Here is a 19,779-nt window from a genome sequence, read left to right on the forward strand (position 1 = left end):
GGATTTCCTCCCCGCCCCCTGGAGCCCCGATGAGAACCACAACCGGCAGGCGTACGGCACTCGCCACCACCGCCGTGGCCGCCGCGCTCGCCCTCACCGCCTGCGGTGGCGGCACCGCCGCACCGTCCGGTGCCGATGCCGCACCCGCCGCCCCGGCCGCTCCCGCGGGCGGGCCACTCGACCTGGCCGGAGTGTGCCCCTCCACGGTGGTCATGCAGCAGGACTGGCAGCCCGAGTCGGAGCACGGCGCCATGTACAGCCTCGTCGGCCCGGACCGCACCATCGACGCCGCCGCGAAGTCGGTCACGGGCTCGCTCGTGGCCCAGGGCGTCGACACAGGGGTGGACATCGAGGTCCGGCCCGGCGGCCCGAACGTCGGCTTCCAGCCGGTGCCCGCCCTGATGTACCTCGACGACTCGATCGTGCTGGGCGCGGTCAACACCGACGAGGCGATCAGCGCCGCTGCCTCCCAGCCGACCGTGGCGGTGACCTCGCAGATGACGATCAGTCCGCAGATCCTCATGTGGGATCCCGCGACGTATCCCGGCAAGACCACCATCCGCGACATCGCCGCCACCGGCGCCCCCGTCGTGACCTCCGGCGACGTGATCCCCGCGCTGCTCGAGTCGCAGGGCATCATCACCCCGGCCCAGTCCGACACCAGCTACGACGGCACACCCGCCCGGTTCGTGTCCGACCCGAAGATCCTGCAGCAGGGCTTCGCCACGGCGGAGCCCTACATCTACCAGAACGAGATCGCCCAGTGGCACAAGCCCGTGGGCTCCGAGAAGCTCGCGGACGTCGGCTACTCGATCTATCCCGAGCCGCTGGCCGTGCGCGCCGACAAGCTGGACGCGCTGCGGCCCTGCCTGACGAAGCTCGTGCCGATCATGCAGCAGGCCCAGATCGACTACCTGGCCGATCCCGGGCCCACCAACCAGCTGATCGTCGAGCTGGTCGACGCCTACCAGACCGGCTGGACCTACTCCGCAGGCGTCGCCGAGTTCTCGGCCAAGGCGCAGGTCGAGCAGGGCTTCGTCACCAACGACCCGGCGTCCGGTGTGTTCGGGCAGTTCGACCCGGCCCGCATGCAGCAGATCGTCAGCACCTTCGGGCCGATCCTGCAGCGCAACGGGACGATCACGGCGGTGCCCGACCCGAAGACCCTCTACACCAACGAGTTCATCGACCCCAACGTCAAGATGAAGATGGGCTGACCGGGTGGCCACCATCGCCGAACGCACCGCAGCCGCCGCGGCCACGTTGGAGCGGCTCGGTGCGGGGTCGATCTCCACCGACCCCGCGCTGATCACCAAGGTCTCGTCGGACTGGTCGCGGATGTCACCGATCCTGCAGGAGAAGGTGCCACCGGGGCGCTACCTCGCCGACGTCGTCGTGCGCCCCAACCGGCCGGAGGACGTCCCGGCCGTGCTCGAGGTCGCCTTCGAGCACGACGTCCCCGTGACGCCGCGGGGGGCCGGCACCGGCAACTACGGGCAGGCCACGCCCTTCGACGGGGGGATCCTTCTCGACCTGCGCGGTCTGGACGCGATCACCGTGGGCGACAACGGCACGGTCACGGCCGGGGCGGGCGCCCGGATGACGGCGATCGACCGGATCGCCCGCGCCGCAGGCCGCGACATCTGGATCTTCCCGTCCACGAAGAGCTCCACGATCGGCGGATTCGTCGGTGGTGGCAGCGCCGGTACCGGCACGATCGAGAAGGGCACGACGAGCGACGGGTACGTCGTCGCGGCGACGGTCGCTCCCATGGACGGCAGCGGGGAGATGGTCACGGTGCGCGGCGAGGAGCTGACTCCCTACATCCACACCTACGGGGTCACCGGGATCCTCGTCGACGTCGAGATCCGCACCGACCCGGCGCGCGACTGGACGGCCGTCTACGCGGCCTTCCCGTCCTACGCCTCGCTCGTCGCCGTGCACCGTTCGCTGCTCGATCTTCCACGGCTACCGCGCCTGGCCTCGGCCGACGAGCCGGCCCTCGTGCCGACGCTGCCCGCCCCGGTTGCCTTGGACCCGCACCTGCACAGCCTGCGGGTGATCGCGGAGGCATCCACAGTGGACGAGCTCACCGACCGGATCCGTGGCGGCGGGGGAGAGGTCGTGGCGGTGCTCACCGACTACACCGAGACCGACCGGCTCTCGGGCATGTCCTACAACCATCCGGTCTGGTTCTTCCAGCGGTCCCGTCCCGATCGACGCTACTTCCACATGGAGACCGGCGGCACCCCGCTCTGGAACGACCCCGACGCCGTCCGCGCGGTCTACCCCGGGCCGGTGCATCTGCACCTCGAACTGTTCGGGCACGGACCAGGGGCGATGGTCGTTGCCGACTACCGCGGTGAGGACGCCGTGCTGGCCGGCGTCCCCCTGCTGGAGGAGCTGGGGGTGGGGGTGCACTCGCCCCACCAGTGGTACGTGGACCGCCACGTCGAGATCGCGATCGAGACCGCGCGTCGCACGGACCCCAAGGGCCTGCTCAACCCGGGCAAGCTCACGGCGACGCCGCCCGTCGACACCCGCGTGAACATCGGAGTGCGGTGATGAGCGTCCCCCGGTTCGTCGACCTCAGCGCCCCGCAGATCGCGGCCCTGCCCGCCGACACGGTCGCGGTGCTCCCGCTGGGGGCCGTGGAGCAGCACGGCCCGCACCTGCCGGTGTCCACCGACTACGTCACCGCCACCGAGGCGGCCGAGGCCGCGGTCGGGGCGGTCGCCCGGCAGGGCTCCGCACCCGTGGTGCTCCTTCCCGGGCTCGCCTACACGAAGTCGGACGAGCACCACTGGTCGCCGGGCACGATCTGGCTCTCGTGGGACACGCTCATGCGCACCCTGGTGGACATCGGCCGGTCCCTGCAGACCTCGGGGATCACCCGCCTGCTCTTCGTCAACGGCCACGGCGGCAACTCCGCGCTGGGCCAGGTCGCGTGCCGGGAGATCCGCAGGCGTTTCGGGCTCCGCACCTTCTTCGCGCACCTGTCGGTGCCCGTCGACCAGGGCGGCAGCGGATCGGTCACGTCCGAGCTCGGGATGGGGGTGCACGGCGGGCACAACGAGACCTCGCTCATGCTGCACCTGCGCCCCGAGCTGGTACACCTCGAACTGGCCGAGCGCCGGGTGCCGGAGAGGTTGGGTGAGTTCGAGCTGATCGGGTTCGGCAAACCGGTGTCGTTCGGTTGGACCAGCGACGACTTCGGCCCGGACGGCTACATCGGCGATCCGACGGGGGCCACCGCGGAGCACGGCAAGCTGCTCTTCGAGCTGGCCGTCGCGCGGCTCACCGAGGTGATCGGCGAGGCCGCCCGCTTCACCACGACATGAGCCGGACATGAACCGGATGCCCCCTCTCACCGTCGTCAACGCTGTCCTGCTGCCGATGGCGGACGCCGGCGCGGGTGGGGCGGCCGACTGGTTCGTCGGCTGGATGCGGGTCGATGCGAGCGGTCGGATCAGCGGGATCGGTCCCGGCGCGCCGCCCCCGGACGACGCCGGGACACCCGCAGAAGAGGTGTTCGATGCCGGCGGGGCGATCGTCGCGCCGGGGTTCGTCTCCGCGCACTCGCACCTGTTCACCTCCGGCCTGCGCGGGATCGCGTCCGCCTCCACGCTCTATCCCTGGCTGCGGGCCATGTCGGAGGTCTTCCGGCACGCGGACGCCGAGGCGCTGTACTGGTCGACGGTGCACGGCTCGCTCGACTTCCTCGCCAGCGGCATCACGACCGCGTACAACTTCACCCAGTCGCGGGTGAGCCGGGTCTTCGACCCGGCCACCGGGATGAGCATCGTCGACGGAGTGCACCCGCCCGAGTACCTCACCCGCCAGTTCGACGGCGCAGCCGACGCCGGGCTGCGCGTGGTGAACGCGATCCGGCTCGACGACGAGGCCGGGCCCGAACGCGAGGTGCTCGCGGAGTTCGCGGACATGGTCGCGGCGTCGGCAGGGCGGACGCCTCCCGACCAACATCTCGGCGCATCGGTCTTCGGGTCGGTGCAGTGGGCGGCCACGCCCCGTACCGCCGAGCTGGAGGCCATGGTGATGCGGGAGCACGGGATCGGCAATCAGGCGCATTTCCTCGAGACCGCCGAGGAGCTCGGGGTGCAGCGCGAGAAGTTCGCCTGGTATGCCGACGCCGGGGTGCTCGGGCCGGCGCTCCTGCTCGGTCATTTCGTGCACCCCACCGACGAGATGGTGGCGGCTGCGGCGGAGGCGGGCTGCGCGATGGTCTGGCAGGCCACGTCGAACGGGCGGCTCGGCTCGGGGATCGCCGACGTCGTGCGGTACTCCCGCGCCGGGATGCGCATCGGGATGGGGCTCGACGACCAGTCGTGCACCGACCAGTCCGACCCCTTCGGCAACATGCGCATCGGCATGTACACGATGCGCGCCCTACACACCGACGCATCAGTGCTCCTCCCGCGCGAGGTGCTGCGGATGCACACGCTCGGCTCGGCGGAGGTGCTCGGGGTGGCCGATCGCGTCGGCAGCCTGGAGGTCGGCAAGTTCGCCGACTTCGTGGTGGTCGACCACCGGGCACCCGGCACGGGCCCGGTCTGGGATGTCTACGCCACTTACGTGATGGCGTGTGGGCAGCGCAACCTGAAGCAGGTGTACGTGGGAGGACGCATGGTGAGCTCGGACGGCCGCTGCACGAGCCCGCTCGGCGCGGACGTGGACGGCGCCCTGCACGAGTGGATCGGCCGAGCCGCCCGCGCGGCGGGGATGCACCCGGTGCTGGACCCTGGCGGACGGACACCGGACGCCCTGCCGTGACCGACCAGCCGGGCCGCGCCTGTCCCAAGCACATGACCTACGGGCCGTGCGGGGGAGTCGGCCCGGACGGGGCGTGCGAGATCGGCCCCGAGCCGTGCGTGTTCCTCCACGATCCCGTCGTGCCCTGGCCCGGGATGCCGCCGGCGGATGCCGAACCGGGCCCTGCGGGCCGGGCGTTTCGCGACCTCATGCGCCGGCGGCCGGTGGTCATCTCGGGGATGCCGGCGGCCCCGCTGGACGCGTGCTCGATCGCCGACACCGCGGAGGTGCTGCGGGGCTCGGTCGACGCGGTGCTGACCGGGGACATGCCGGCGGCGAGAGTGCAGTTCCCGCCCGCGTACCACGCGATGCTGGTGCAGGAGCGCGGCATCCCGGTATGGGCGGGGCTGAACTGCCGCGACCGCAACCGGGTCGCGCTGGAGGGGGAGGTCGCCGCGCTCGCCCACGCCGGCGTCGCCGGCGTCCACTGCGTCACCGGTGACCACACGTTCACCGGTCACCGTCCGGACGCGGCGGCGGTGTTCGACCTGGAGTCCCACGAGCTCGTCCCTCGTGCCCGGGCCGCCGGGCTGCTCGTCTCCGTGGCGGAGTCGCCCGCGGCACCCCCGGTCGAACGGCGTGGCGGGCGTCTCGCCCAGAAGGTCCGGGCCGGGGCGCAGCTCTGCCTGCTCCAGTTCTGCGGGGAGGCACAGGACGTGGCCGCATTCATCGGGACTGCCCGTGCGGCGGGTGCGGACGTCCCCGTGCTGCCCGCCGTCCCCGTCATCGTCGACGAGTACGGGGCACGGGTGATGGCGTCCTTTGCCGCGGCGGTGCTCCCGGCCGGCCTCGCCGACTCGGTCCGCAGGGCCGACGACCCGGCGGCGGCGGGCATCGAGGCTGCGGTGTGTCATGCACGGGAGCTGCTCACCGTGGACGGCGTGGCCGGGGTGGTGCTGAACGGGGTGGCCGCAGGCGGCGCCGAGACGCTGCTGGCCAGGTCGATGGCCGCCGTCGGCCGCGCACTGGGGGCCGGGCGCTGACCGTCATCCGGTGCGCGCGCCGTCGAGGAAGACGGTGAGCATCGCGCTGCTCGCCTGCTCCACCCCGAGCTCCTCCCTCACCACCAGGTGGAGGGCTCGCTCCAGCAGGCCGGTGAAGAGGTCGAACAGCACCGGCACCGGGATGTCGGCCCGCAGCGTGCCGTCGGCGATCCCGCGTCGGAGCAGCTCGCGTACAGGTTCGCCGAGCTTCTTGTCGAGCTCGGCCTGGTCGGCGGGCTGCTTGCGCAGCGTCTGGAGGAGGGCGCCGTACTTGGTGCCCGCACCGATGAAGCCCCGCGTGACACGCGCGACTCCCTCGGGCACGGCGACGCTGCCGAGTTCGGCGTCGGCGATCCGGTCGCAGAGCTCCGTCACCGCCGCCGCTGTCAACCCTCGGATCAGGGCGTCCCGGTTGGGAAAGTAGCGGTAGAGGGTGGCGCGCCCGACGCCTGCGGCGTCGGCGATCTCGGCCATGCTCGCCGCCTCACCGCGCCTGGCGAGCACTTCGGCTGCCGTGTCGAGGATGCCCGCGGCGACGCGATCGTGGAGGGATGACTGCCGGACCATGCGGATCAGCATACGGACGTCTCATTTGTTGACTGACGTGTCTCGTGTTGAGACGCTGATGTCTCAAACGAGAGGAGGGGTCATGATGCGACGACTAGGGGCCACCGGGGTCGAGATCACACCGGTGGGCCTGGGCTGCATGCAGTTCTCGGGATCCGGGCTCGTCGAGCGCTTCTACCGGGCCCTCGATCAGCCGGCGGTCACCTCGGTGGTGGGCGCGGCGCTGGACGGGGGGATCACCTGGTTCGACACGGCCGAGATGTACGGCCGTGGACGGTCGGAACGGGCGCTGACCACGGCGTTGCGCGAGCGGGAGCTCGCCCCGGGCTCGGTGACCGTTGCGACGAAATGGGCGCCCGCGGGCCGCACGGCGGCGAACATCGGCAGAACGCTGGACGCCCGGCTCACGTCGCTACAGGGATTCCCGATCGACCTTCATCAGATCCACCTGCCCTACGGCAGCCTCTCGCCCGTGTCGCGGCAGCTCGTGGAGATGGCGCGGTTGGCCCGGGCCGGACGGGTGGGCGCCGTCGGCGTCAGCAACTTCTCGGCACGCCAGATGGAGAGGGCGAGCGCGCTGCTGCGGTCGAAGGGGGTGCCGCTCGCCTCCAACCAGGTGCAGATCAGCCTCCTGCACCGCGCGATCGAACGGAACGGCGTACTGGACACCGCGCGGCGTCTCGGGATCACGCTCATCGCCTACTCGCCGTTGCGTGCCGGCCTCCTCGCGGGGGTCTTCCACGCCGACCCCGGCCGCGTGCGTTCGCTGCCGTGGGTGCGGCGGTTCCTGGTCGGCCTGGGTTCACGAGGGCTCGCGCGCACCGCGCCTCTGATCGACGAGCTGGGCGCGATCGGCCGGGCGTACGGCGTGTCAGCGGCGCAGGTCGCGCTCAGCTGGCTGATCCGCTTCTACGGCGAGACGGTCGTGGCGATCCCCGGAGCGTCGAAGCCGCAGCAGGCGAAGGAGAGCGCTGCTGCGATGGAGCTCGACCTCACGGACCTGGAGCTCGCACGACTCGACGAGGTCTCGCGGCGCTGTGGCGGTTAGCGATCGTGCTCAACCCAGGCCGAGCAGCGCGGGCACGTCGGCGATCGAGTCGACGACATGCTGCGGGCGATGTCCGTCGATGCCCTCCTCGGCGTCCGGGCGGAACTTCCCGGTGCGCACGAGCACGCCGGTGAGACCGTTGGCCTGCGCGCCGAGCACGTCGGACTCCACGTCGTCGCCGATCATCACCGCCTCCCCGGCGCCCACGCCGAGACTGCGGAGGGCGGCGGCGAAGAACGCCTCCGCCGGCTTGCCGAGCACCACGGCCTCGGTGCCGGCGGCGCGTTCCAGCCCCAGCAGGAAGGCGCCGCTGTCGAGTTGCATCCCGGCGTCGGTGCGCCAGAACAGGTTGCGGTGGATGGCGAGCAGCTCGGCTCCGCGCTGGAGGTGGCCGAACACCTCGTTGAGGGCCTCGTAGCCGAACTCCGGGCCGGCCCCGCCCAGCACCACCACGTCCGGTTCTGCGCCGGGTCCCGAGACGAGCCGCACGCCGTCGAGGTCCTCCTCGACGTCACCGCTGTTCAGGAGCAGGCACGCCGCACCAGGACGGTGCTCGCGCAGGTACGCGGCCGTGGCGGCGGGCGCGGTGAGGACATCCTGCTGGGCCACCGGGAACCCGGCATCCACGAGCGTGGCGGCGATCCGCCGCCGCGTGCGAGACGTCGTGTTGGTGACCAGCGCGACCGGGAGCCCGGCGTCACGGATCGCGCGCAAGGCGTCGACGGCACCGTCCAGCGGTTCCCAGGACACCGTCAGTACGCCGTCGATGTCGATCAGCACCCCGCGCACGGTGTCCATGGCGGCACGTTACCCGCGGGTGGACCCCCATGAAGGTCTCACCAACTGCCCCGATGGTCGGGCATCGACACGATCAGGGGGACCGCGGCCAACAGGATCACGGCGAACACGCCGAAGATGTAGGCCTGGGTGATCCCGGGCGATGCGCTGACCGACAGCAGCGCCGTGGTGACCGTGATCGACACGATGGCGCCGGATTGGCGGAACATCCCGCGCAGCCCGGTGATCGCCGAGATCTCGTGGGGCGCGAGGTGCAGGGAGGCGTTGTTGCTCGCCGGCGCCGCCATGCCCATGCCGAGACCGGTGATCCCCGCGGCGATCGAGAGCCACGCCTGCGGCGCGAGGCCCTGAGGGGGAAGTGCCAGCAGTACCAGCCCGACGACCATGAGGACGAATCCTGCGACCATGAGGATCCGGTGGCCGGTGCGGCGCAACAGGAACACCGACAGCCCGGAGAGGCTGATCATCCCGAGCGCCCGGATCGCGAGCAGGCCGCCTGCGGCGAGTGGCGCGATGCCGTAGCGGTCCTCGGCGTAGATCGGCACCAGCGTGCCGAACCCGAGCGCCGCCGCACCGAACATCACGTTGACCGTGTTCATCGTTCCGAAGGTGCGGCCGCGCAGGAGCCGCATCGGCACCACGGCATGGGGATCACGGCGGGCGTGCCGCAGGAACCGCCAGCACAGCAGTGCCGCCACCACCGCTGCGATCGAGGCCGCGATGATCTGCAGACGCAGGTTTCCGGGCGTGCCCAGCGCGGTGATCGCGGTCATCGTGGACAGCAGCAGCCCGCAGAGCAGCCCGATTCCCCGCAGGTCGATGGGGGCGGCGGCCGTGGTGCGCGGTGCCGTGCGGATCAGGACGGCCACCAGCACCACCAGCAGCACGCCGAACGGGAGGTTGATCAGGAAGATCGCCCGCCATGAGGTGTAGGTGACCAGCACACCGCCGACGACGGGCCCGATGATCGCGCCGATCGGGAAGATGCTGGTGAACATGCCGATGGCCCGGTCGCGATCGCGCCCGAACACGTCGGCGACGATGCCCGTGGCGGACGGCACGATCGCTCCGGCGGCCAGGCCCTGGAACATGCGCACGACGATGAGGGTGGCGATATCGCCCGCCATCCCCGCGCACAGCGAGGTCACGGTGAACATCGTGATCGCGATGAGGAAGATCGTCTTGCGCCCGAACTGGTCGCTCAGCTTGCCGGCGATCGGCATGGACATGATCTGGCCGAGCGCATACACGGTGATCGTCCAGCTGCTCCACGCCAGGGAGCCGCCGAGGTCGTTCTGGATCGCGGGCAGTGCCGTGGCCACCGACGTCTGGTCGATCGAGGCCATCAGCAGGGCGATCGCGATCACGGCGAAGACGGTCCAGCGCCGTGGTAGGGGCTCCTCGCCCTGTCGTTGATCCTGTTTGAGCGAACCATCGGCGGGCAGGGAGCGAAGCATGGCTCGGATATTAATTGCTTGACGCTAAGCAAGCAAAGGACTTGCAAGGTCTTGACGCGCATCCGCATGTGTGATTAGCGTCTTCATAACGTATTCTAGACGTTCATATTGTGAAAACGTGCGTCCCGGTTCTTGATCCTCGGTCCAACGGCGGAGCGTGATCCCGTGGTGACGACACTCGTGCAGACGCTGGTCAGCGGCATTTTGGTGGGCGGGCTGTACGGGCTCTTCAGCAGCGGGCTCACTCTGATCTTCGGCATCACCCGGGTCATCAACTTCGCGCACGGCGACTTTGTGACGCTCGGCATGTTCGGGGCAGTGCTGCTCTTCACATGGCTCGGCCTGAGCCCGCTTCTGGGAATCGTGCCCGTGGCGATCGGGTCGCTGCTGCTCGGCGCGATCGTCCACCGGGTCATCGTGCGGCGGACGCTGTCGATCACCGGTATCAGCGCGGTCGATGCACAGCACGGTCAGCTCGTGCTCACGCTGGCGGTGTCGATCCTGATCTCCAACGGGCTGCTCATGCTCTTCGGCCCGGCCCCGCGCGCCGTGCAGGGCGTGCTGCCCGGCGTCTACGACGTGTTCGGGGTGTTCATCGCGCAGGCGCGGCTGGTGTCGTTCCTGATCGCCCTCGTGGTGTTCCTGATCCTCTACGTCGCACTGCAGCGCACGCTGTACGGGAAGGCGATCCGGGCCACCGTCGACGACAGGGACATGGCGGCCATGGTCGGCATCGATCCCGACCGCGTGTACGCGGTGAGCTTCAGTGTCGGGATCATGCTGACCGGAGTGGCGGGCTGCGTGCTCGCCACCTACTACCCGGTGACCCCCACCACCGGCGGCAGCTTCTTGATCATCGCCTTCGTCACAGTTGTGATGGGCGGGCTCGGCAACGTGGTCGGCGCGTTCGTCGCCGGGCTCCTGGTCGGGGTGATCCAGCAGGTCACCGCGATCTACGTGGCCGTCGACCTGCAGGACGTCGGACTGTTCCTCGCGTTCGTGCTCGTGCTGGTGTTCCGCCCACAGGGCATCCTCGCCGGACGGAGGGCCCACGCATGATCGGGCGCGATCGGATCACACGCACGGCGCGCTCCACCGGGGGCCTGAGCGTCGCCGTCCTCGTGCTCGTCGCGAGTCTGCCGCTCTGGTTCATCCAGACGTACTTCGTCCTCAGCGTCGCCACCCTGACGCTGATCTTCATGGCCGCCTCGCTGGGCTGGAACGTGATCAGCGGATTCGGCGGCCAGATCTCCTTCGGCCACAGCATCTTCTTCGGCCTGGGTGCCTACTCCTCGGCGCTCCTGCAGGCCGAGTACGGCGGCAACGCCTACGTCGGGCTCGTGCTCGGGGTGGTGATCGCGGTCGTCGTCGCCCTGCTGCTGGGCGCGGTCACCCTGCGCCTGCGCGGGATCTACTTCTCACTCGCCACGTTCGCCCTGACGCTGGTCTTCGCCATCCTGACCGGCCATTACGAGCAGTTCACCGGGGGCGAGGTCGGTCTCACCCTCCCGCTGCTCGGTGACGACCCCGGCTCGTTCGCCTTCTCGGACAAGCTCGTCTTCTACTACATCGCGCTGGTGCTGGCGGCGCTGGCGTTCGCCGGTGGGTGGCTGGTGCAACGCTCCCGGCTGGGCCTGCAGCTGCGGGCCATCGCCGTCGATCAGGAGGCAGCCCAGGCGTGCGGCGTGCTGGCGTTCCGGGTGAAGCTCGCCGGGCTCGCCATCAGCGCCGTCCCGGGTGCGCTGGCCGGATCCGTGTACGTCCAGTACATCGGGTTCATCGACCCGGACAGCGCCTTCGGCGCCGCGCTGGCCACGCAGATCGCGGTGATCGCGTTCGTCGGCGGGGCCGGCAGGCTCTGGGGCCCGGTGATCGGGGCCGTACTGCTCGTGCCGCTGCAGCAGTTGCTGAACTCGCAGCTCTCCGCGTACCCGGCCGGGTTCAACCTGGTGGTCTACGCGCTGGTCGTGCTCGTGATCCTCTGGGTGGAGCCCCGCGGGCTCATGTCATTGCGCCGGCGGGTTCCCCGCGTGGGGCTCACCTCCCCGCCGCCGGCTGCCGCCCCCCAGCCCACGGGCGCGGCGGCGACCCGGGAGGGAAGCGCCGGATGACCACACCCGCCGTTCCGGTGGCGCCGGCCGGGGCACCGCTGCTGGAGGTCGACGAGCTGACCGTGCGCTTCGGCGGCCTGGTGGCCGTGAACGCCGTGAGCTTCTCGGTGGCCGAGGGCGAGCTCCTCGGGATCATCGGGCCCAACGGCGCAGGCAAGACCACGAGCTTCAACGCCGTGGCCGGAGCGGTGCGCCCCACGTCGGGCACGATCACGCTGGGCGAGACCGTCGTCAGCGGGCTGCCGCCCGAGCGGGTGGCCCGGCTCGGCATCGCCCGCACGTTCCAGTCGGTGCGGCTGTTCCGGGGGATGAGCGTGGCGGAGAACGTCACGCTGGCGGCGAGCACGGTCTGCCGGTCACTGACCGCGGCGGCTCGCCGGGCGGACGAGGTGGCGGAGCTGCTGTCCATGGGCTCGCTGATGAACGCCGAGGTCGGCGCCCTTCCCCTCGCCGACCAGAAGCGCGTGGAGATCGCCCGCGCACTGGCGCTGCGGCCACGGTTGCTGCTGCTCGACGAGATGATGAGCGGGCTCAACCAGGAGGAGACCCTCGACATCATCGGCGTCGTCCGGCAACTGGGCGCGCAGGGCCTGACCATCATCGTCATTGAGCACGTGCTGAAGGTGATCATGGAGCTGAGCCACCGCGTCCTGGTGCTCGACCACGGGGCGTTGATCGCGCAGGGTGCGCCGCAGGAGGTCATGCGTGACCCGCAGGTGGTGGCGGCGTATCTGGGTCCGCAGGCGGCCCGGACGTTCGGTGAGTCGTCATGAGGGTCCCGTGGTCGGCGCGGGCCGGCCGATCGGCGTCGGCCGCGGCGGCCCCGCTGCGGGTGGACGGGCTCTCGGTCGCCTACGGCAACATCCGGGCGCTCGTCGACGTGTCCTTCGAGCTGCGGCCCGGCGAGTTCATGGGCGTGCTCGGCGCCAACGGCGCCGGCAAGTCGACGTTGCTGAAGGCGATCTCCGGCCTCGTCCGCCCGTCCGAAGGCACGATCTCGCTCGGCGAGACCTCGGTGCTCGGCCTCCCACCGCACCGCATCGCGGCGGCGGGGATCGCCCACGTGCCGGAGCGCAGGCGGGTCTTCCCGTCGCTCACGGTGCGGGACAACCTCGCCCTCGGCGCCTACGTGACGCCGCCTGCCGTGTCACGCGCCCAGCTCCTCGACGAGGTCTTCTCCCTGTTCCCGAGGCTCGCGGAACGTGCGACACAGCCGGCCGGTTCGCTCAGTGGCGGCGAGCAGCAGATGCTCGCGGTGGGTCGCGCCCTGATGTTGAAGCCCCGGTTGCTGATGCTGGACGAACCCTCCCTCGGGCTCGCCCCCGTGATCGTCGAGGAGATGTTCGAGCGGCTGGCCCGCATCCACCGCGAGCTCGACGTGTCGATCCTGCTCATCGAGCAGAACGCCACGCAGGCCCTCGAGGTGATCGAGCGGGCCATCGTGCTGACCACCGGGGCAGTCACTTTCCGCGGCTCCCGTGAGGAGCTGCTGGAAAGTGACTACCTCAAGCGGGCCTACCTCGGCCTCTAGTCCCGATGGCCGTTGCCCGATGCATCCCCAGCCGCCCGCCCGTCGGCGGAACTCAGGACGGGCGGCTGATCGGGGAGCGGGAATGCCTCGAGATAACGCTGGTAGTCGGGCTCGACGTCGATCTGCAGGGTGCCGAGGATGCGGATCACGGCGTTGTAGAACGAGATGATGATGACCAGGTCGACCAGGCGGGGCCGGCCGAGGTGCTCCTCGAGCGTCGCCCAGGTCTCGTCGGCCATCCGGCCGTCGGTGGTGATCTGCCTGGCCGCGGTGAGCACGGCCGTCTCCACCGGGCCGAGTCCGTGCTCGCGCCCGGCGGTGGCCGCGAGGACGGCGGTGATGTCGTCGTCGGACACGCCGAAGTCGTAGCCGATCTTCACGTGGTGGCTGAACTCGTACGGGCTGGCCGTGAGGTGCCCGACCTGCAGGATTGCGAGCTCACGCAGCCGTGGGTCGAGCTCGCAGCCGTGCCGGATCCACTGCCCCAGCACGGAGAAGTGGCGCAGGCCGTCGGGGGAGTTGGCGAGGGCGCGGAAGAGGTTGATCGGGCGCGCCAGGAGCGGCCGGTCGGCCTCGGCCAGGTCGGATTCGGTCAGGTAGGGAACGAGAGCCATTCGTTTGAACTCCATCGTTCGTGGCGTCGTCGGGGTCGTTGACGCGGTGCCGCCCACATGGTTACCGTTCTTCACGTAGTGATGCAAGGGTTCATAATTTGAAACCCGAGGTAACGCGATGAGCACCGACGCCCTCGCTCCGTTCCGCGGACGGCAGCCGTTCGCCATGGTTTCCGACCTGGTCGTACCGGGCGCCCTCGATCTGGACGCGGACGATCGGCTCTGGGTGCCGCAGGCGCCCGATGTCGCGTTCCGCCCACTGCTGCTCTCGCCGTCGCACGGCTACTTCGTGAACCTGCTCAGGGTGCGGCGCAGCGGGGTGCTCTCGCGACACCGCCACGCCGGACCGGTCCACTCGTTCACGCTGCGCGGCCGCTGGCACTACCTGGAGCACGACTGGGAGGCGACCGAGGGCGGCTACGCCTTCGAGCCGCCGGGGGAGACCCACACACTGGTCGTTCCGGACGGCGTCGCAGAGATGATCACGCTCTTCCACGTCACGGGGAGCTACGTCTACGTCGACCCCGACGGCAGGGCCACGGGATACGAGGACGTGTTCACCAAGATCGAGAACGCACGGCAGCACTACGCGGAGATCGGACTCGGCGCGGAGCGGGTCGAGGAGTTCCTCCGCTAGTCAGGTCCGGCGATACGCGCGACGAAGGAGTCGACGACATGGGACAACGCGTGGCGGGCAAGGTGGCGGTCGTGGTCGGCGCCGGCCAGACGCCCGGACAGACCGCGGGCAACGGCCGGGCCACCGCCGTGCTGCTCGCCCGGGAAGGCGCCGCGGTGCTGGCGGCCGACCGCGATCTCGCGGCCGCGCAGGACACGGTCGCGGAGATCGAGGCCGAGGGTGGCAAGGCACTCGCGGTGCAGGCCGACGTCACCGACGAGGACGCCGTGGCCGCGATGCTCGCCACGTGCGTCGAACGCTTCGGCCGGATCGACATCCTGCACAACAACGTCGGCGTGAGCATCGCGGGCGGCGACGCCCCGATCACCGAGATCGAAGCCGACGCCTTCGCCCGCGTCACGGCGATCAACCTGCAGGGCATGGTGCTCACCTGCAAGCACGCCATCCCCGTGATGCGCGAGCAGGGCGGCGGGGTGATCACGAACATCTCGTCGATCGCGGCGAACATCAACTATCCCTACATCGCGTACCGCACGTCCAAGGCCGGCGTGGTGACGATGACCGAACACATCGCGATCAGGAACGCGGAGTACGGCATCCGCGCCAACGCGATCCTGCCCGGCCTCATGGACACCCCCATGGCGATCGAGAACCGCGTCGGGCGCGGCGGCGCCACGCGCGAGCAGGTGATCGCCGAGCGCAACTCGCACGTGCCGCTGCGCAACAAGATGGGCACGGCGTGGGACGTCGCCCATGCCGCGCTCTTCCTCGCCTCGGACGAGGCCTCGTTCATCACCGGTGTCGCTCTCGCCGTCGACGGCGGCCAGAGCCTCGCCGTCGGCTGAGGTTCCCCTGCCCCGACGAATGTGCACCGCCTCCCCGCACCGACCCCGATCGGAGTCACACCGATGACACACGTCCGCGCACACGTGCCCCTGACCCGGGAGCCGGGCCCGTGAGCACCCCGGCCGCGCCGACCGAGCAGCTTCTGGCCGACCTGCACCAGGTCTGGCGGATGCGGGCGTTCGAGGAGAAGGTCCGCGATCTGCGCCTCGCGGGCGACGCCGTCGGCTCGATCCACCTGGGTATCGGCCAGGAGGCCATCCCGGTCGGCGCAGCAGAGCTGATCGGTCCTGACGACGCCGTCTTCGCGACCTACCGCGGCCACTGCTGGGCCATGGCCTGCGGGGCGGCCCCCGCCGCACTGTTCGGCGAGGTACTGGGCCGGGCCACCGGCACCAACGGAGGCCGGGGTGGATCAGCGCATCTCAGTGCGCCCGCCCACCGCTTCTTCGGCGAGAACAGCATCGTCGGGGCCGGGGCGCCGATCGCGGTGGGAGCGGCGCTCGCCGGCCGGTTCGACGGGTCCGGACGCGTCGCCATCACGGTGTTCGGTGACGGTGCGATGAACCAGGGCGCGGTGCACGAGGCGATGAACTTCGCCGCCGCCATGAACCTGCCCGTCGTGTTCGTCTGCGAGAACAACACGTGGTCGGAGCTGACCCCCATCGACGAGATGGTGCGCGACGCGGTCCTCTACCGGCGCGCCGCGGCCTACGGCATCCCCGGCGAGCGGATCGACGGGAACGACCCCGCCGTCGTGCGCGACCGGCTCGGTGACGCCGTGGAGCTGGCCCGGGAGGGCGGCGGTCCGACGCTGGTCGAGGCGATGACCGCGCGGCTGGTCGGCCACTACATCGGCGATGCCGAGCAGTACCGCAGGCCCGGCGAGCTCGACGAGGCCCGCAGGCGGGAGCCCGTCGCCCGGCTGAGCGGGCAGCTGCGGGCCGCCGGTGTGGACGAGACCGTGATCGAGGGCGCGGAGCGTGACGCCCGCGCGGAGATCGAGCAGGCGGCGGCCGAGGCGCTCGCCGCGCCGCTCGCCGACCCGGCGACCGCGAAGGACCACCTCTATGTCTGAGATCTCTGCAACCGCGCTCCGCCCGGCACAGGAGGGCGGCACCGTCGCGAAGCTGACCTACGGCGAGGCCGTCAACGCGGCGCTGCGCCGCTGCCTGGAGGAGCTGCCGGAGACGCTGCTCTACGGCGAGGACATCGCCAAGCCCGGCGGTGTCTTCGGCGTCACCCGTGGGCTGCGCCGCGACTTCGGCGAGCGCGTCTTCGACACCCCGATCAGCGAGTCGGCGATCCTCGGCTCCGCCGTGGGCGCGGCCATGCTCGGCCGCCGTCCCATCGTGGAGATCATGTGGGCCGACTTCTCGCTGGTGGCCTTCGACCAGATCGTCAACCAGCTGGCCAACGTGCACTACGTCAGCCGCGGGGAGCTGCGGGCACCGGTCGTGGTGCGCACCCAGCAGGGCTCCGCCCCGGGGGCCTGCGCCCAGCACAGCCAGAGCCTGGAGGCGTTCTTCCTGCACGTTCCGGGTTTGCGGGTGTGCATGCCGTGGACCGCTCAGGACGCCTACGACCTGCTGGTCGCCGCCGTGTACTGCGACGACCCGACGATCGTGATCGAGAACCGCACCCTCTACAGCGCAGGGAAGCAGGAGGTGGTGCTCGGCGGACCCGTGCAACCGCCCGGTGGTCTGCGGGTGCGCCACGAGGGATCCGAGGCCACGCTCGTCACCTGGGGGGCGATCACGGCACGGGCCGTGGCGGCCGCGTCCACGCTGGCGGAGCAGGGGGTGTCGCTGGAGGTGCTCGAGGTGCCCTGGCTCAACCCGTTCCCCACGGAGGACGTCATCGAGCGCGTCCGGCACACCGGCAGGCTCGCCGTGCTGCACGAGGCCAACGTGACCGGCGGATTCGGTGCCGAGGTGGTGGCGCGCGTCGCGGGATCCGGAGTGGCGCTGCGCAGCCCCGCGCTGCGCCTCGGGCTGCCCGACACCCGGGTCCCGGCCGCGCCCAGCCTGGTGGCGGCCCTGCTTCCCGACAGCGACGGGATCGCGGCGTCGATCCAGGGCTGGCTCGCCGGCAGCTGAGAGCTTCCGCCGCCTGCCGAGGCGGCGCACTGCAAGGACCCAGCGGGGCAACGCTCGAAGAAGGGACCACCGGCCGTGCACATCGTGTTGGGCGTGGACACGCTCTCGTACCACTGCCGCCTCGCCACCGGCGAGATTCGCCTGGAGGACGTGCTCCGCGAGGTCGCGGACCTGGGCGCGGCGTTCGTGCAGTTCAACGCCGTGCACGTCGCCGACCGGCCGGCGGCCGGGCTGGCGTCGCTGCGCGGACTCGCCGACGACCTCGGCCTGGAGATCACGCTCTCCGGGGACGTGGTCGGCCGTGCGGGCAAGGGCGACAGCGTCGACTCCGGCGTCGAGCGCATCCGGCGCTGGGCGGAGCTGGCCGAGGCGATCGGGAGCCCGTTCGCCCGCGTCTCCTCCGGCTTCTACCGCAACGAGCTCATGGGCACGCCGGATCGCATCGTCGCGGAGCAGCGCTACGTCACCGACGTGCTGCGGCGGGCGGTCGACGAGGTGCCCGGAGACGTACAGATCCTGCTCGAGAACCACTCCGACTTCACGGCCGAGGAGTACGCGGAGATCATCGACGGGGTCGGGAGCAACCGCGTGGCCGTCTTCCTCGACCTCATCAACCCGATCTCCTCGTTGCAGGACCCGCTCACCGTGATCAGCAGGCTCGCCCCGCTCGCGCCCGCCGGGCACGCCAAGGACTTCCGCATCGAGTCGCGCTACGTCGAGGACCGGTTCCACCGCCGCGGGTTCGACGTGCAGTGGTGCTACCCCGGTGAGGGTGTCGCCGACCTGACCTCCCTGATGGGCGTGCTCGTGGCCCAGGGCGAGCGTGCCGAGCCGTACCGGCTCTCCGTGGAGGGCCTCGACAACTACCCCGGCGTCGCCGACCAGCGGGAACGGCTGGGGGCCTCCTTGCGGTTCCTGAGCTCGTTCCTGGTGGGCGCGCCTCCGGCGCAGCCCGCGGGTGCCGCGCGGTGAGACTCCGGCTGCCGGGTGCGGTCGTGGCGGCGGTCCTGCTGGCCGCCGCCACGGCGTGCAGCGGCGGGATCGCGTTCCAGGACCGCACCAGTGGCGGGGTGGACTGCAGTGCGGGCGTGAAGATCGGCGCGCCCTACCCGCTCAGTGGCGTGTGGGCGGAGAACGGTCAGAACTCGCTCAACGGGATGCTGCTCGCAGCCGACGAGATCAACGCGGCGGGCGGGATCCGGGCCCTGCACGGCGCGAAGATCAGCATCGTCAGCGGCGACACCAGCTCCGACAACCCGGGCCAGGCCAAGACCGTCACCGAGAACATGCTGCAGGGCAACGACATGTCGGCCGTGGTCGGCTCCTACCTGAGCAGCATGACGCTCACGACGGTGATCGCCACCGAGACCAGGAAGGTCCCCCTGCTGACCCAGTCGTTCGTCGACGAGCTGACGCAGAAGGGCTACCACTACCTGTTCCAGATCCCGCCGAAGGCGTCGGCGTTCGGCACGGAGACGATGAAGGCCGTGGCCGGCGTCTTCGCCGAGCAGAGCCGCAGCCTGCGGACGGTCGCCGTGGCGGGCAGCGACGACGCGTCCACCAAGGCGCAGAGCGCCGGGATCGTGGCCGGGTCGCAGGCGCAGGGCCTCGACGTGCGCGAGCAGGTGACGTTCCCGAACGGGCTCTCCGACGCCACGGCCGTGGTGAGCAGGCTCGCCGACGCACGCACCGACGTGATCGTGCTCGGCGGCAACGTCTCCGACCTGTCGCTCATCATCCGGGGTCTGCGCTCCCGCGGGGTGACGACGCCGATCGCCACGTCGGGCGGAGGGGGTGCGCTCACCCCGCAGTTCTCCGCGGCCCTGGGGCCTGCCGCCGACGGCATCATGGCGTCGGCGGCCTGGAACGCCGACCTCAAACTCCCCGGCGTTCCCGAGGTGGCCGCGGCCTACCAGCAGAAGTACGGCGTGTTCATGCCGCAGGAGGCCGGCGAGTCGTGGGCGGCGGTCCACGGGCTCGCACAGCTGATGGAGTCGGGTGCCACCTGCGACCCGGCGCTGATCCGCCAGGCACTGGTCACCACCGACTTCACCGAGGGCCCCGCATCGGCGGTGCCGCCGGGCAAGGTCGGGTTCGACGGGACCGGGGCGAACAAGTACATCGTGCCGATCCTCGTTCAGTGGCAGGGCGGCGCGTTGCGCACCGTCTACCCGCCCGACGCCGCCGCGGTGGCGGCGCTCCCGCTCGGGGGCGGACAGGGCACCTGACCGCAGGTTCGGACATTCGAGGAAAGGCACGCG

Annotated in this window: 20 protein-coding genes; 16 read left to right on the forward strand and 4 right to left on the reverse strand. The window is 70.9% G+C overall.

The features are described from left to right. Window positions 1-29 precede the first annotated feature (29 nt). The 5 genes from ACQPZQ_RS22635 to ACQPZQ_RS22655 are packed head-to-tail and all read left to right on the forward strand — an operon-like array spanning window position 30 to window position 5,813. A complete protein-coding gene (locus ACQPZQ_RS22635; RefSeq protein WP_433283746.1) occupies window positions 30-1,217 on the forward strand; it encodes an ABC transporter substrate-binding protein in 1,188 nt (395 codons plus the stop codon). Window positions 1,218-1,221: 4 nt separating this feature from the next. Continuing rightward, window positions 1,222-2,565: an FAD-binding oxidoreductase gene (locus ACQPZQ_RS22640; protein WP_433283748.1), complete on the forward strand. Its 1,344-nt coding sequence runs from the start codon at window positions 1,222-1,224 to the stop codon at window positions 2,563-2,565. Beyond that, window positions 2,565-3,341 (forward strand): creatininase family protein, encoded by a 777-nt coding sequence (locus ACQPZQ_RS22645; protein ID WP_433283750.1) that lies wholly within the window; start codon window positions 2,565-2,567, stop codon window positions 3,339-3,341. The genes ACQPZQ_RS22640 and ACQPZQ_RS22645 overlap by 1 nt, the downstream gene beginning before the upstream one ends. Window positions 3,342-3,348: 7 nt before the next feature. After that, complete coding sequence (locus ACQPZQ_RS22650) at window positions 3,349-4,791, forward strand: amidohydrolase family protein (protein ID WP_433283752.1); 1,443 nt, start codon at window positions 3,349-3,351, stop codon at window positions 4,789-4,791. Further along, window positions 4,788-5,813, forward strand: coding sequence for a methylenetetrahydrofolate reductase C-terminal domain-containing protein (locus ACQPZQ_RS22655; RefSeq protein ID WP_433283754.1), 1,026 nt, complete (start codon window positions 4,788-4,790; stop codon window positions 5,811-5,813). Before ACQPZQ_RS22650 ends, ACQPZQ_RS22655 begins: the two co-directional genes overlap by 4 nt. 3 nt (window positions 5,814-5,816) lie before the next feature. Here ACQPZQ_RS22655 and ACQPZQ_RS22660 read toward each other — a convergent pair whose 3' ends face one another. Beyond that, window positions 5,817-6,380, reverse strand: coding sequence for a TetR/AcrR family transcriptional regulator (locus ACQPZQ_RS22660; protein ID WP_433283756.1), 564 nt, complete (start codon window positions 6,378-6,380; stop codon window positions 5,817-5,819). An 82-nt stretch (window positions 6,381-6,462) separates the two neighbouring features. Here ACQPZQ_RS22660 and ACQPZQ_RS22665 point away from each other — a divergent pair, with 82 nt between their 5' ends. Continuing rightward, a complete protein-coding gene (locus ACQPZQ_RS22665) occupies window positions 6,463-7,428 on the forward strand; it encodes an aldo/keto reductase (protein ID WP_433283757.1) in 966 nt (321 codons plus the stop codon). A 9-nt stretch (window positions 7,429-7,437) separates the two neighbouring features. Here ACQPZQ_RS22665 and ACQPZQ_RS22670 read toward each other — a convergent pair whose 3' ends face one another. Next, entirely contained in the window at window positions 7,438-8,226 is a 789-nt protein-coding gene (locus tag ACQPZQ_RS22670) for an HAD-IIA family hydrolase (protein WP_433283759.1), read from the reverse strand. Window positions 8,227-8,264: 38 nt separating this feature from the next. Next, window positions 8,265-9,683: an MFS transporter gene (locus tag ACQPZQ_RS22675; RefSeq protein ID WP_433283761.1), complete on the reverse strand. Its 1,419-nt coding sequence runs from the start codon at window positions 9,681-9,683 to the stop codon at window positions 8,265-8,267. A gap of 165 nt (window positions 9,684-9,848) precedes the next feature. On the opposite strand from ACQPZQ_RS22675, the gene ACQPZQ_RS22680 reads away from it, so the two are divergent. From ACQPZQ_RS22680 to ACQPZQ_RS22695, 4 genes are read left to right on the forward strand one after another with little or no spacing between them, the layout of a single operon-like run. Further along, window positions 9,849-10,742: a branched-chain amino acid ABC transporter permease gene (locus ACQPZQ_RS22680; protein WP_433283762.1), complete on the forward strand. Its 894-nt coding sequence runs from the start codon at window positions 9,849-9,851 to the stop codon at window positions 10,740-10,742. After that, a complete protein-coding gene (locus ACQPZQ_RS22685) occupies window positions 10,739-11,794 on the forward strand; it encodes a branched-chain amino acid ABC transporter permease (RefSeq protein WP_433283764.1) in 1,056 nt (351 codons plus the stop codon). Before ACQPZQ_RS22680 ends, ACQPZQ_RS22685 begins: the two co-directional genes overlap by 4 nt. Next, a complete protein-coding gene (locus ACQPZQ_RS22690; protein ID WP_433283766.1) occupies window positions 11,791-12,567 on the forward strand; it encodes an ABC transporter ATP-binding protein in 777 nt (258 codons plus the stop codon). Before ACQPZQ_RS22685 ends, ACQPZQ_RS22690 begins: the two co-directional genes overlap by 4 nt. After that, window positions 12,564-13,325, forward strand: a complete 762-nt coding sequence (locus tag ACQPZQ_RS22695) for an ABC transporter ATP-binding protein (RefSeq protein ID WP_433283768.1) — start codon at window positions 12,564-12,566, stop codon at window positions 13,323-13,325. The genes ACQPZQ_RS22690 and ACQPZQ_RS22695 overlap by 4 nt, the downstream gene beginning before the upstream one ends. Here ACQPZQ_RS22695 and ACQPZQ_RS22700 read toward each other — a convergent pair. Continuing rightward, the gene (locus ACQPZQ_RS22700) at window positions 13,322-13,939 is read right to left on the reverse strand and encodes a carboxymuconolactone decarboxylase family protein (RefSeq protein ID WP_433283770.1); all 618 of its coding nucleotides are present in this window, start codon (window positions 13,937-13,939) and stop codon (window positions 13,322-13,324) included. The two genes, ACQPZQ_RS22695 and ACQPZQ_RS22700, sit on opposite strands and share 4 nt — an antisense overlap. A gap of 118 nt (window positions 13,940-14,057) precedes the next feature. Here ACQPZQ_RS22700 and ACQPZQ_RS22705 point away from each other — a divergent pair, with 118 nt between their 5' ends. The 6 genes from ACQPZQ_RS22705 (at window position 14,058) to ACQPZQ_RS22730 (ending at window position 19,746) form a co-directional block, all read left to right on the forward strand. After that, a complete protein-coding gene (locus ACQPZQ_RS22705) occupies window positions 14,058-14,576 on the forward strand; it encodes a 2,4'-dihydroxyacetophenone dioxygenase family protein (RefSeq protein ID WP_433283772.1) in 519 nt (172 codons plus the stop codon). Window positions 14,577-14,614: 38 nt separating this feature from the next. Next, window positions 14,615-15,421, forward strand: coding sequence for an SDR family NAD(P)-dependent oxidoreductase (locus ACQPZQ_RS22710; RefSeq protein ID WP_433283774.1), 807 nt, complete (start codon window positions 14,615-14,617; stop codon window positions 15,419-15,421). 110 nt (window positions 15,422-15,531) lie between these two features. Further along, the gene (locus tag ACQPZQ_RS22715) at window positions 15,532-16,497 is read left to right on the forward strand and encodes a thiamine pyrophosphate-dependent dehydrogenase E1 component subunit alpha (RefSeq protein WP_241035503.1); all 966 of its coding nucleotides are present in this window, start codon (window positions 15,532-15,534) and stop codon (window positions 16,495-16,497) included. Beyond that, window positions 16,490-17,518: an alpha-ketoacid dehydrogenase subunit beta gene (locus ACQPZQ_RS22720; RefSeq protein WP_433283776.1), complete on the forward strand. Its 1,029-nt coding sequence runs from the start codon at window positions 16,490-16,492 to the stop codon at window positions 17,516-17,518. Before ACQPZQ_RS22715 ends, ACQPZQ_RS22720 begins: the two co-directional genes overlap by 8 nt. Before the next feature lie 93 nt (window positions 17,519-17,611). Next, window positions 17,612-18,490 carry a sugar phosphate isomerase/epimerase family protein gene (locus ACQPZQ_RS22725; protein ID WP_433283778.1) on the forward strand — a complete coding sequence of 293 codons (879 nt, stop codon included), beginning with the start codon at window positions 17,612-17,614 and terminating at the stop codon, window positions 18,488-18,490. After that, window positions 18,487-19,746, forward strand: coding sequence for an ABC transporter substrate-binding protein (locus ACQPZQ_RS22730; RefSeq protein WP_433283780.1), 1,260 nt, complete (start codon window positions 18,487-18,489; stop codon window positions 19,744-19,746). Before ACQPZQ_RS22725 ends, ACQPZQ_RS22730 begins: the two co-directional genes overlap by 4 nt. Window positions 19,747-19,779: the final 33 nt, after the last annotated feature.

Origin of the sequence: Pseudonocardia sp. CA-142604, from assembly GCF_050948475.1 — a bacterium.
Taxonomy (GTDB): domain Bacteria; phylum Actinomycetota; class Actinomycetes; order Mycobacteriales; family Pseudonocardiaceae; genus Pseudonocardia; species Pseudonocardia alaniniphila.